This is a genomic window from Kluyvera ascorbata ATCC 33433 (genome assembly GCF_000735365.1).
GTDB classification, from domain to species: Bacteria; Pseudomonadota; Gammaproteobacteria; order Enterobacterales; family Enterobacteriaceae; genus Kluyvera; species Kluyvera ascorbata.
Genome location: NZ_JMPL01000130.1, coordinates 1 through 11,164, shown reverse-complemented (window position 1 = coordinate 11,164; position 11,164 = coordinate 1). Strand labels below are relative to the sequence as shown.

General features: G+C 52.2%; 15 protein-coding genes and 1 pseudogene. 2 read left to right on the top strand and 14 right to left on the bottom strand.

All coding sequences use genetic code 11. The annotated features are described in order from the left end of the window. Nucleotides 1–762, top strand: a 762-nt coding sequence (locus GKAS_RS20340; protein WP_246870757.1) for a class I SAM-dependent methyltransferase, incomplete at its 5' end; no start/stop codon positions are given. A 191-nt stretch (nt 763–953) separates the two neighbouring features. Here GKAS_RS20340 and mdtG read toward each other — a convergent pair. Together mdtG and GKAS_RS20330 are read right to left on the bottom strand one after the other, a co-directional pair. Next, nucleotides 954–2,171, bottom strand: coding sequence for a multidrug efflux MFS transporter MdtG (gene mdtG, locus GKAS_RS20335; RefSeq protein ID WP_035896899.1), 1,218 nt, complete (start codon nt 2,169–2,171; stop codon nt 954–956). A gap of 142 nt (nt 2,172–2,313) precedes the next feature. Continuing rightward, the gene (locus tag GKAS_RS20330) at nt 2,314–3,234 is read right to left on the bottom strand and encodes a Kdo(2)-lipid IV(A) acyltransferase (RefSeq protein ID WP_035896897.1); all 921 of its coding nucleotides are present in this window, start codon (nt 3,232–3,234) and stop codon (nt 2,314–2,316) included. A gap of 223 nt (nt 3,235–3,457) precedes the next feature. Between GKAS_RS20330 and trhO the strand changes: the two genes are divergently transcribed. Then, complete coding sequence (trhO, locus tag GKAS_RS20325; RefSeq protein WP_035896896.1) at nt 3,458–4,519, top strand: oxygen-dependent tRNA uridine(34) hydroxylase TrhO; 1,062 nt, start codon at nt 3,458–3,460, stop codon at nt 4,517–4,519. Here trhO and GKAS_RS24260 read toward each other — a convergent pair. The 12 genes and pseudogenes from GKAS_RS24260 to GKAS_RS20270 all read right to left on the bottom strand — a co-directional run. Next, a complete protein-coding gene (locus GKAS_RS24260; RefSeq protein ID WP_072011447.1) occupies nt 4,516–4,629 on the bottom strand; it encodes a DUF2770 family protein in 114 nt (37 codons plus the stop codon). The genes trhO and GKAS_RS24260 overlap by 4 nt on opposite strands. 86 nt (nt 4,630–4,715) lie before the next feature. Further along, on the bottom strand, nt 4,716–5,834 hold the full coding sequence (gene solA / locus GKAS_RS20320; RefSeq protein WP_035896894.1) for an N-methyl-L-tryptophan oxidase: 1,119 nt from the start codon (nt 5,832–5,834) through the stop codon (nt 4,716–4,718). A gap of 136 nt (nt 5,835–5,970) precedes the next feature. Beyond that, on the bottom strand, nt 5,971–6,225 hold the full coding sequence (gene bssS / locus GKAS_RS20315; protein ID WP_035896892.1) for a biofilm formation regulator BssS: 255 nt from the start codon (nt 6,223–6,225) through the stop codon (nt 5,971–5,973). 281 nt (nt 6,226–6,506) lie between these two features. Continuing rightward, nucleotides 6,507–6,752: a DNA damage-inducible protein I gene (gene dinI / locus GKAS_RS20310; protein ID WP_035896890.1), complete on the bottom strand. Its 246-nt coding sequence runs from the start codon at nt 6,750–6,752 to the stop codon at nt 6,507–6,509. A 71-nt stretch (nt 6,753–6,823) separates the two neighbouring features. Next, the gene (gene pyrC / locus GKAS_RS20305) at nt 6,824–7,870 is read right to left on the bottom strand and encodes a dihydroorotase (protein ID WP_035896889.1); all 1,047 of its coding nucleotides are present in this window, start codon (nt 7,868–7,870) and stop codon (nt 6,824–6,826) included. Between the two features lie 172 nt (nt 7,871–8,042). Continuing rightward, entirely contained in the window at nt 8,043–8,603 is a 561-nt protein-coding gene (locus tag GKAS_RS20300) for a lipoprotein (protein ID WP_035896888.1), read from the bottom strand. A 145-nt stretch (nt 8,604–8,748) separates the two neighbouring features. Beyond that, nucleotides 8,749–9,510 carry a Sec-independent protein translocase subunit TatC gene (tatC, locus tag GKAS_RS20295; RefSeq protein ID WP_035896887.1) on the bottom strand — a complete coding sequence of 254 codons (762 nt, stop codon included), beginning with the start codon at nt 9,508–9,510 and terminating at the stop codon, nt 8,749–8,751. A gap of 92 nt (nt 9,511–9,602) precedes the next feature. Then, a pseudogene (tatB, locus tag GKAS_RS20290) lies at nt 9,603–9,890 on the bottom strand (Sec-independent protein translocase protein TatB); the annotation flags it as partial. A gap of 2 nt (nt 9,891–9,892) precedes the next feature. Further along, nucleotides 9,893–10,120: a Sec-independent protein translocase subunit TatA gene (gene tatA, locus GKAS_RS20285; RefSeq protein WP_035896886.1), complete on the bottom strand. Its 228-nt coding sequence runs from the start codon at nt 10,118–10,120 to the stop codon at nt 9,893–9,895. Between the two features lie 61 nt (nt 10,121–10,181). Further along, a complete protein-coding gene (hybG, locus tag GKAS_RS20280; RefSeq protein ID WP_035896885.1) occupies nt 10,182–10,430 on the bottom strand; it encodes a hydrogenase maturation factor HybG in 249 nt (82 codons plus the stop codon). Nucleotides 10,431–10,438: 8 nt separating this feature from the next. Next, on the bottom strand, nt 10,439–10,921 hold the full coding sequence (gene hybE, locus GKAS_RS20275) for a hydrogenase-2 assembly chaperone (protein ID WP_035896884.1): 483 nt from the start codon (nt 10,919–10,921) through the stop codon (nt 10,439–10,441). Beyond that, a partial coding sequence (locus GKAS_RS20270) for a hydrogenase maturation protease (RefSeq protein ID WP_035896883.1) occupies nt 10,918–11,164 on the bottom strand: 247 nt, incomplete at its 5' end. The genes hybE and GKAS_RS20270, both read right to left, overlap by 4 nt.

Here is an 11,164-nt window from a genome sequence, read left to right as displayed (position 1 = left end):
CATAAATACCCGTACACAAATAGTATGGAGTATTTTATGGCAAGAGTTACAAAAAGGGAATCTGCTAATCATAATAGGGTGATGGAATTAGTACATTCTGATAGGCAGCTAACACAAGATGACAAAGAATTTATCTTTAATAACTATCGTGGTGATGGTATCGGTGCAACGGGGGCTTTCTTCACACCTGAATTCCTTGCATGGGATTTCATTCTTGATGCTGGCTGTACTGGTGACTGTATCGAACTATGTGCAGGTATCGGTAGACTCAGTTACTACCAGTACCTAAGAAACAAACCCACTCACATCACATGTGTAGAACTTAATCCAGAGTATGTACTGATAGGGAAGAGGGTACTACCAGAGGCAGAATGGATCACTGCTGATGCACTCCAGTACACACCAGACCGTTTCTATCGTGTTGCATATGGCAATCCACCATTCGGACATATAAACACATCACAGGCGTATACAGGCGTTTATACGGGTACAGAATTTGAGTACAAGGTGATAGATCACGCGAGTAAGTTTGCATCAATGGGGGTCTGGATTGTTCCACAGGCTAGTGCTGGTTTTGTGTACTCAGGTGCTCAGTACTACGACCGCAGAGAAACGCCAAAGTACGTTAAGTTTCACAACCAGACCGGGTACACACTTCAACCCGGTGTAGGTATTGATACGTCGATCTATAAGGATCAATGGAACGGAACAAAGGTCATCTGTGAGTCTGTGATTGTCGACTATGACGGTACTAACTGTTAGTGCATCTAGAAGAGATTTTTATATATGATTGATATATATGGATGTATTTTGCTTAACTCTTCTTCGAGCGTGGCGTATAAAGTCATCTCAACTCCCTGCAATGTGACGAAGTATTCAGGGAAATAATAGCTGAACTTTTGAGTTGTACACGCCCGGTGGTTTGATTTAACGCAAACCGCCGGGCGTTGTATTTAAGGACGGGAAGGTTCGGGGCTACGACGCAGGCTAAAACCGGTATAAATCGCGTTGAATAAGACTACGGCGGCGGTCACGCAGAAGACGGCGCGGAAACCGTAGTTGGCCGATACAGCCGCACCGATAAGCGGCCCGGTGACGTTGCCAATATCGCGGAACGATTGGTTATAGCTAAAGATACGACCGGCAATCTGGTTGCTGGAGTTATACACCAGCAGCGTCTGCACTGCGGGCAGCAGCGCACCGTCGGCGGCGCCGAGCAGGAAGCGCAGGATACCGAGCTGTAGTGGGTTCTGCACAAATGACATTGGGATCAGCAGCAGTACGGAGACAACCAGCGCCACGATGAGGATCTTTTCCGGGCCAATACGATCACCGAGTTTCCCCAAGCGCGGCGCACAAATTAGCGCCGCCACGCCGGGCACCGACGCTATCATGCCGCTGATGAAAGCAATGTTGCTGATGTTGCCCGCGAGATCGCGCACATAGAGCGTCAGAATAGGGGCGATAGAACCGGTCGCCACCTGGATTATCAGCGTGGTCACGAACAGACTTAGCACCAGCTCGCGGTTTTTCAGCGAGCCAAAGACCTCTTTGACGTGCAGCATCTCTTTTTTCGATACCGGCGTGAACTGCTCGCGAATGAAAAACAGCGTCATGACGAAGCAGACAAACAGTACCGCGGCGGTCATAAAGAAGACCGGGCGCAGGCCGTAGTTATCGGCAAGGAAACCGCCGGCCAGCGGCCCCAACAGCGCGCCGCTGACTGCCCCCGTTGAAAGCGTACCGAGCGCCCAGCCGCTCTTATGGCGTGGGATCTGCGTGGCGATAAGCGCGTTAGCATTCGGAATAAAACCGCCGAGTAGCCCCAGCAGCGCACGAAGGATCAGGAACTGCCAGATATTTTGCGCGAGCCCCATTAACAACATCACGATGGACATGCCCAGCGCCGAGCGTAGCAGCATTATCTTACGCCCTTTGCGGTCGGCCAGGCCGCCCCACAGCGGTGACGCGATAGCGGAGAACAGGAAGGTAATACTAAAGACCAGACCGGACCACATATTCAGCGAGCTATGGCCGGTAACGCCGAGCGCTTCAACGTAAAGTGGCAGGAAAGGCATAACCAGGCTGAACGCGGCACCGGTTAAAAAACAGCCGAGCCAGACGACAGCGAGATTTCGCTTCCAGTTAATGGGGGCATCTGAGGGTTGCATAGGGTTCCGCAGGCGAAACGTCGCCAAAAGAGAATATATTTATAAGCCTGCTAATTATGCTCCTGTGTTTATATCACTGCAATGTGGGCAGCTTTTAAAGCTAAAACAAAAACGCACAGCCGAGGCTGTGCGTTAACGTTCGCTAGTAGAGCGATGGTGCGCCTTCCGGCCGCGTCTTGAAGCGCCGGTGTAGCCACATATACTGCTCTGGCGCCATCATGATGCACTTCTCAACGATGGTGTTCATCCATGCCGCGGTTGTCTCGGCATCGTCCAGCGGCGGGTTGCATTCGGGCTCAAGGATAATCAGCTCGTAGCCTTTACCGTCCGGCTTCCGACGGGGGACGAAAGGAACCACACACGCTTTTGACGTTTTTGCCAGCATCCAGGTGCCAGAGGTGGTTGCGGCATCTTTGACGGCGAACAGCGGGGCAAAGACGCTGGCGCGCGGGCCGTAATCGTGATCCGGGGCGTACCAGATAATTTCACCGTTCTTCAGTGCCCTGATCATGCCTTTCAGGTCTTTGCGGTCAATCATATCTTTGTTCGAGCGCATGCGACCCCAGGTTTGAAGCAGGTCGATCACCGGGTTATCGTTTGGACGATAAACCCCGATCCCTGGGTTATGGATGCCGAACATGCGAGCCCCCATTTCCAGCGTCAGAAAGTGAATTCCGATCAGTAAAACACCGCGACCCGCGTCCTGTACGGCGCGAATATGCTCAAGACCGCTCGCATCCATCCAGCGGTTGACGCGTTTGGTTGGCCAGAACCAGGCTATCCCCGTTTCCATCACGCCCATGCCGACGGACTCAAAATTCTTGACCACCATCTCATGACGTTCCGCTTCACTCTTGTGTGGGAAGCACAGCTCAAGATTGCGATACGCAATTCGGGCACGACGTCTCATTAGACGCATCGCCAGGCGGCCAATGGCATTACCGAGGCGATAGATAACCGGATAGGGGAGCTGAACGACCAGCCAGAGTACGCCAATACCTAGCCAGGATGGCCAGTAGCGAGGATGTAGCAACGAGGCAGTAAATTTGGGTAACTGGGTCATGTCATTCCTGTTATTACAAGCAACTGTTTCTATTGTCGCACTTTTTTTCCGACAACCAAAACGGCTGCGTCACGACTGGAGAGTATTCATTCAACTTTTTTGCAGCAAATCAGTAATCGTGATGAGAATGTAGCGCAAAATGTGGGGATGTAAATTAACGATGATTGCTATATCATGCGCCCCGATTATTACTCACCATTCAATTTTGCAGGATAAGAACACCATGCCAGTGTTACATAACCGCATTTCGAATGAGACGCTGAAAGCGAAGATGCTGGCAGAAACCGAGCCACGCACCACTATCTCATTCTATAAGTACTTCACCATTGTTGATCCAAAAGCCACGCGTGACGCGCTCTATGTTGCGCTCTCTGCGCTTGATGTCTTTGGTCGAATCTATCTCGCGCGCGAAGGTATTAACGCGCAGATTAGCGTGCCGGAGAGCCGCGTTGAGAAGCTGCGTGAGTGCCTGAATAGTTTTGATCCTGCGTTGAAAGGGCTGCGTCTGAACATTGCTCTGGATGATGATGGGAAATCATTCTGGGTGCTGCGTATGAAGGTACGTGAACGCATTGTGGCTGATGGTATTGAGGACCCGACGTTTGATGCCAGCAATGTGGGTCACTACCTGAAGGCGGCGGAAGTGAACGCCATGCTCGACGACCCTGATGCGGTGTTTATCGATATGCGTAACCACTATGAATACGAAGTGGGGCATTTCGAACAGGCGATGGAAATCCCGGCGGATACCTTCCGCGAGCAGCTGCCGAAAGCGGTTGAGATGATGCAGGAGCATAAAGACAAGAAAATTGTCATGTACTGCACCGGTGGTATTCGTTGTGAAAAAGCCAGCGCGTGGATGAAACATAACGGCTTTAATCAGGTCTGGCATATCGAAGGCGGCATCATTGAGTATGCCCGCCGCGCTCGGGAGCAGGGTTTACCGGTACGTTTTGTCGGTAAAAACTTTGTTTTTGACGAGCGTATGGGCGAGCGTATTTCAGACGACATCATTGCCCATTGCCATCAGTGCGGTACCCCGTGCGATAGTCATACCAACTGCCTGAACGACGGCTGCCATCTGCTGTTTATCCAGTGTCCTGCCTGTGCCGAGAAGTTTGAAGGCTGCTGCAGCGTGGCCTGTCAGGAAGAGCACAAACTGCCAGAAGAAGAGCAGCGTCTGCGTCGTGCCGGGCGTGAGAATGGCAATAAGATTTTTAACAAGTCGCGCGGTCGCCTGAATACGCGTTTGGGTATCCCGGACCCGCAAACTGAGAACGATTAGTTGAAGTAGAGCCAGGCGATGTCGAGAAGAGCCAGCAGCAGCCAGAGCGCCAGATACAGCATCAGGTGTTCGCGGATGTTGTTGAGCAGAAAGTAGAACAGACGACGCATAGCATTCTCGATTTAACGGCCCCGAATTATCGGGGCCGTTTTATTTTGTCGGCCGGATAAGCAAAGCGCATCCGGCGCCGTGAGGCTCAGCCGTTAAAGCGGGACAGCGCAAACGGTGATAAATCATATTCTGGCGTTTTCTGCTGCGCGAACTGCGCGGCAATTTCCCCTAGCACGGTGGCAAACTTAAAGCCGTGACCGCTCAGGCCGCCGATAAACAGCACGTCCGGTTGGCCAGGCAGGGTGTCGATAATAAAATCTTCATCCGCCGTGTTGTCATAGGTGCATGCTGCTCCATACAGGCAGCCGCCAATGCCCGGTAGGATCTGGCGCAGGAAGCTGAAGGCTTCTGAACCGTCGGTTGCCACGGTGCCAAACGCTTTGCGTTCTTCCGGACTATTGATGACCTGACCGCCGTTATGCTTGCCAATCTTCAGCTCATTCTCCACCGCCGGGAAACCGTAGAACTGGTCGCCGTTCGGCAGCTCACCGGTAAAGGCAGGGAAGTTATTTTTGCGGCTATAGCGACCGTCGGCCTGGAACCAGGCAAAGACCTTACGCACAGGTTGGATGGGCAGTTCAGGATAGAGCTGCTTAACCCAGGTTCCCGCCGTCAGCAGCAGTTTTTTGCCGCGCCAGCTTCCTTCGGAGGTTTCAATGGTGACGCCGTCGCCATCGTTACGAATGGCGGTGACCGGGCAGTTGAACAGCTGCGCGCAGCCTGCGTCTTTTGCCATTGTAATCAGCGTTTTCACCGCAAGTTCACTTTTCAGCACACCGGAACCCGGCTCAAAGATGGCTTTGTAGTCATTCGGCACGCGAATTTCTGGCCAGCGGGCCATGATAGCCCCGGCATCCAGGTGTTCAACCGCCAGGCCGAACTGCTCGGCACTGTTGGCGACGGTGTTCAGGAAGGTGGAGTCTACCGGGCCAAGGTTGACGACGCCGCTTTGTTCGAACAGCGCTTCGCCGCTGGTGGCGGCCAGTTCGTCCCACAGCGCTTGTGCGCGAAGGACCAGCGGTACGTATTTCTCGCCTTCACCGTAGGCGTGGCGCATCAGGCGGGTATCGCCGTGATGGCTCCCCTGCTGATGAGGGGGCATATGGGCATCGGTCATCAGCACATTTAAACCCGCTTTACGGGCGTAATAACCTGCCGCCGCGCCGACGGAGCCGCTGCCAATAATAATAAGATCGTATTCCATAGTCATTCCCGACACGATGAAAAGCGCAAAGCCAGAGTCTGGTAGAGTAATTAACCCACTGTTGTTATACAAGGGTGAAAATAATTAAGGCACCCGTAGGTGCCTGTTGGTCGTTAATACGACGAAAGTATCAGCATTAATGCCTGCGATACTCATTGACCTGGTAATCGCCAGACTCAATCTTGGCAATCCCGGCTTCCAGTATGGAAATAAACTGACGTGCGACATCGGTGGTTAGCCACAGGGTCTGGCCAACTTCAGCTTCTTTATTGCTCGATTGATTGGGGTCTTGGTAGTGCAGGCGCAGCATCATGGCATCGTAGCTATCAACGGTGCTGATGTCCCATCCGACGAGGGGATGGGTCTGGATGACTTCATTATTCTTTTCCATCATAACCCCTTCTTCATGTGTTAAAAGGCAACAACTCTCGAGGTTTAATGCAATTTTTTGTGAAGCTTTATCAGTATACAACAATTCAATAAATACTCGAGAATTGAAATCAAAAGCAACATAAATTCCTGAATAGACCGGCTGTTCGCACAATAAACAACCATATTGTTCATTGTTTTTGCAGCTAATCTAAAAGATGGGGATAAATGTGAAAATAACAAGCAGAAAAGAACGAAAAAAAGCCGGGGCGACCCGGCAAAAACACAATGAGGGAGCAAATATTAATCGGTGATGAACCAGTCGTCCGCGCTCTCCCAGGTTTCCTGGAGGATCTCGCTGATGCGGTCTTTATCTTCTTTGATGCCGCCGATGACGGAGAGGTTGTTATTGGCCGCGTAGCGCACGCTGACGGTGCCTCCGCTGTCCGGGAATTGGTCGTTAATACGGCGGGAAAGTTCGCCTGCCAGCGCGTCTAGCGCCCCTGCAGGCAGTGCAGTGGTTTTTGCAACGGTAACTTCAATACGCATAATTGCCCCCTGTGTAATATACTGTATATTTATACAGTCACCTTGCGGCTTTTACAACAGGGGGCGTGAAATTATTTTTTCACCGTCCAGCGCAGCGTTTCACCGGCCAGGAACGGCACCAGCGTATCGTCGCTGAGGGCGATGGTTTCGGCAACCTGGCTTTCTTCGCGCACCAGTTCGACAACATCCTCGTTCACCGGCAGGCCGTAGAAGCGCGGGCCGTTCAGAGAACAGAAGGCTTCAAAGTACTCCAGCGCATTCATCTCTTCGAACACGGTGGCATAGCTACCCAGCGCCGTTGGAGCGTTGAAGCAGCCTGCGCAGCCGCAGCTTGCCTCTTTGCGGTGGCGGGCGTGTGGCGCGGAATCGGTGCCGAGGAATGCGCGGGTAAAACCGCTGGCGACGAGCTCACGCAGCGCCTGCTGGTGGATGTTACGCTTCAGAATAGGCAGGCAGTACAGGTGAGGGCGAACGCCGCCAACCAGCATATGGTTGCGGTTGAACATCAGGTGCTGAGGGGTAATGGTGGCGGCAATCAGTTCGTTACCGTCGCGCACGTATTCCGCCGCATCTTTGGTGGTGATGTGTTCGAAGACGACTTTTAGCCCCGGCAGGCGTTGGCGCAGTGGTTCCATCACGGTGTCGATAAAACGCGCTTCACGGTCAAAGATATCAATCTCCGCGTGGGTCACTTCACCGTGTACCAGCAGCGGCATTCCCAGTTTTTCCATGCGCTCAAGCACCGGCATAATGGCATCGGTGCTGGTAACGCCGTGGCTGGAGTTTGTGGTAGCATTCGCCGGATACAGTTTTGCTGCGGTGAATACGCCTTCGTTAAAACCGCGCTCCAGCTCGTTCGGGTCGAGGGTGTCGGTTAAGTAGCAGGTCATCAGCGGCGTAAAGTTGTGCCCGGCGGGCACAGCATCAAGAATGCGCTGGCGGTAGGCGATAGCTGCATCCACAGTGGTAATTGGCGGAACCAGGTTCGGCATGATAATTGCGCGGCCATACAGTTCACTGGTATACGGGACAACCGTTTTCAGCATCTCACCATCGCGAAGATGGATATGCCAGTCGTCTGGGCGGCGAATTTTCAGAACTTGCGGTAATGCGGTCATTTGAGGCTCCGGCTGGTGGGATATCAGTCATTTTTTGCCGGGCACTAAGGATAAGCGTAAACGTTTCCCTTTGCATCCTTTTCCGTAAAATTTGTTTGTTATGGATGATAATGAAGGGAATTTGAAGTAAGCCCTCTCCCAACGAAGAGGGCTACAGGATGTATTCGGGAAATTAGTCAGTGAACGGGATAATAATTTCGCCTGGTTTAACCTCAATACCCTTAGCAAATTTCTTCGCCAGCGCTTCACCCTGGCTTGCATCTTCTTTCAGCACGTAGGCAGGTTGCTTATTGAAATAAGTGCGCAGCGACTGGTTAAGATAAGGGATTAACGTCTGCACCACCGTTTGCATTTTCTCCGGGGTGACTTTCGCATCCTGAATCTCCATCTCCTGAAGATAAATAGCGCCTTGTTCTTTGTTGAACACCGGCAGCGCTTTCAGCGTCAGCGCGATATTCGCTTTCTGGCTACCGAAAAGGGAATTCATATCCAGCTTGGCGTCGCCGCTTAGCGTCACTTTGTTTGGCTCTTCACGCCCAATGGCGCTGGAGAGGTTGCTCAGGACGATATGGGCATCGGCAACGCCGGGCACGCCAATATCCTTAGAGAAATTATTCCGTTTCTGCAAAGCCTGATTAATTTCCTGCTCGCTGACGGAATACTGCGTGAGCTGATTGCAGCCAACCACCAGGCCGCTGACGATCAGTGCGGCGATAACAAACAATTTTTTCATGAGGTTCCTCAAGGTGAAGCGTTCTGTGCATCCTGACATAAAGCAGCATACCCTGTCAGTAGGACTCTGACAGCGGAAAATACTGAAAGTGCTGCTGAGTCGCTATCTATCAGAGAGGTCAGACGGCATAAGAGGCCGTTTCCCACTACTGTGCGTCCGCTTCAGTGCTCAGTTCTGTGGCTGCATTTTGCTTCGGTGTATAGAATCGCGAGAAGAATACGCCCGCCTCAAACAGACAATACATCGGGATAGCCAGTAGCGTTTGCGAGAAGACATCCGGTGGTGTCAGTAACATTGCCACGATGAAGGAAGCGACCAGAATATAAGGGCGTTTTTTCTTTAGATCGGCGGGCTCTAGCACGCCAATCCAGCACAGTAGCACGATAGCCACCGGGATTTCGAAGCACGCGCCAAAGGCTAAAAATAGCGACATCACGAAATCGAGGTAATTTTTGATATCCGTCGCTACCGTTACGCCGCGTGGCGCGGTATGGGTGAGGAAGCCAAACGCCAGCGGGAAGACCACAAAGTAGGCGAAGGCAATGCCGAGGTAAAACAGCAGGGTGCTGGAAACCAGCAGAGGGGTAACCAATCGACGCTCATGCTTGTACAGCGCTGGCGCGACGAATGCCCACACTTGATAAAGTACGGCAGGGGCGGAAAGAATAATCGATACCATAAACGTCAGCTTCAACGGTGTGAAGAACGGTGAGGCGACGTCGGTGGCAATCATGCTGGCACCCGCTGGCATCTGTTTCATCAACGGTGCGGAGACCAGTTGATAAATGTCGTTGGAGAAATAGACCAGCGCCAGAAAGATGACCGCGATCGACAAAATGATGTTGATCAGGCGTTTGCGTAGCTCAATCAGATGGCCAATCAGCGGTTGGGTATTTTCTTCGGTCATGATGTTTTTTCGTTGGTCACGGGTTCATTGTCGTCGGTGGCAATGTCCGGCTGGACTTTTCCAATCGTTGGCGCTGGAATGGTTTCATTTTTAAACGGTTGTCTGAGCGACTCGGTTGCCTGGCGTAGCGTCTCCAGCGAACTTTTTAGCTCAGGCGTCAGATTCTCTGCGCCCATCGACTCCAGCTTTTTGAGTTTATCCTGTAGCTCCATCACCTTGAGCTCCTGGGTTAACTCGGTCTGTACCGTTGTTGCTAGCGAACGCAGTGTTTTCACCCATGCCATAACTGTTTTAACCACCACCGGCAGGCGTGTTGGGCCGAGAACGACCAGCCCAATCACCATGACTAGCAGCAGTTCGCTGAAGCCAAAATCAAACATGATCAGGCCTGCTCTTGTTTCGTTTCAGCGGGTTTCACGTCGTCCTGCGCTTTTTTCTCGTTGAGAAAATCGGCATCATTCGCCGTGGTGCTGTCATCGCTCATTGCCTTTTTAAAGCCCTTCAGGGCAGCACCGAAATCAGAACCGAGCGATCCGAGTTTTTTGGTGCCGAAAAGCAAGACAACGAGAACAACAATAACTAAAAGTTTGGTAACGCTAATTTCGCCCATGATGGCACCTTAATTGAGAGATAAAGAAGTCAGTTGTTAGCTAGATAGCCAGGGTAAATCTTCAGGGTATTATCGCTTCCCCGGAGATTTTTTTGAGTATTTCCATGATGTTGCCCGCTTCATCCTCGTCAATAATGCTCATGGCGAAGCCCACATGCACGAGAACCCAGCAACCTAATAATTCCTGCGGTGAATTTTCGCAAACCAGCGATAAATTTATTTGTCTCTTAATGGCATTAATTTCGACCCATGCGGGTTCATGAATCGACTCACCTACCGCCACGATTTTTCCCGGAACGCCAATACACATACTCAACCTTACTCAAATGAAGAAGAGGCGCGTTTACCGCTAAGCAGCGCACGCCGTCCAGCATTAATCTCGTCCCTCTGGCGAAGCGGCAGCGAGAGTGCGAGTTTTGCGCTACTTTCGGCAAGTTCGAGAGCAAGCTCAGCGCTAAGGGAAGCATCTATTGGTGACATCAGCGAGCAAGAGAGATAGTAAAGATCTGGCGCAATTTCTCCCGGGCGAAACAGCATCTCACCCTGCGGGAGCGCCAGGGCCACGCGTTCGTCAGCCCGCCGGTGCTGCCAACGTTGCCCCGGACCGGGAAGGAGCATAAGCTGTAGCATCCATGGCGTCAGAATGGCGCCAAACCATTGGCCTTCAAAGCGCTGAAAACCACATGCCCTAATGGGAATATGCTGCCGATAAAAGGGAAGCCCAGCCATGCTTTTGGCCGCTATCTCATGAAAAGCGTGCTCCAGACGTGCAGAAGGATTGTTATCGAAACCGTCTATCATGCTTTACTCTCCCGAGGTTGAACGACAATACCTCGATCGGCCAGGAGGCGTGCGACCTGGACGATGGCATCTTCCATCGCGCGGGCGACGGTCGGCGTAAGAGCCATACCCGGTGCCAGTGATTTAGGTTCGATGCCGAGCAGGATGAGTCGTTGCGGAAACTCATCGGTCAGTCGAAGCGCCATCAGCACGTCGGCGAGCCCTAACTGGTGTGGGTGACAGCCGCTGGCTAAAGAACGCGGG

Coding starts and splice junctions, on each gene's coding strand:
- mdtG (WP_035896899.1), bottom strand. CDS start 2,171: ATGCAACCCTCAGATGCCCCCATTAACTGGAAGCGAAATCTCGCTGTC.
- GKAS_RS20330 (WP_035896897.1), bottom strand. CDS start 3,234: ATGACCCAGTTACCCAAATTTACTGCCTCGTTGCTACATCCTCGCTAC.
- trhO (WP_035896896.1), top strand. CDS start 3,458: ATGCCAGTGTTACATAACCGCATTTCGAATGAGACGCTGAAAGCGAAG.
- GKAS_RS24260 (WP_072011447.1), bottom strand. CDS start 4,629: ATGCGTCGTCTGTTCTACTTTCTGCTCAACAACATCCGCGAACACCTG.
- solA (WP_035896894.1), bottom strand. CDS start 5,834: ATGGAATACGATCTTATTATTATTGGCAGCGGCTCCGTCGGCGCGGCG.
- bssS (WP_035896892.1), bottom strand. CDS start 6,225: ATGGAAAAGAATAATGAAGTCATCCAGACCCATCCCCTCGTCGGATGG.
- dinI (WP_035896890.1), bottom strand. CDS start 6,752: ATGCGTATTGAAGTTACCGTTGCAAAAACCACTGCACTGCCTGCAGGG.
- pyrC (WP_035896889.1), bottom strand. CDS start 7,870: ATGACCGCATTACCGCAAGTTCTGAAAATTCGCCGCCCAGACGACTGG.
- GKAS_RS20300 (WP_035896888.1), bottom strand. CDS start 8,603: ATGAAAAAATTGTTTGTTATCGCCGCACTGATCGTCAGCGGCCTGGTG.
- tatC (WP_035896887.1), bottom strand. CDS start 9,510: ATGACCGAAGAAAATACCCAACCGCTGATTGGCCATCTGATTGAGCTA.
- tatA (WP_035896886.1), bottom strand. CDS start 10,120: ATGGGCGAAATTAGCGTTACCAAACTTTTAGTTATTGTTGTTCTCGTT.
- hybG (WP_035896885.1), bottom strand. CDS start 10,430: ATGTGTATTGGCGTTCCGGGAAAAATCGTGGCGGTAGGTGAGTCGATT.
- hybE (WP_035896884.1), bottom strand. CDS start 10,921: ATGATAGACGGTTTCGATAACAATCCTTCTGCACGTCTGGAGCACGCT.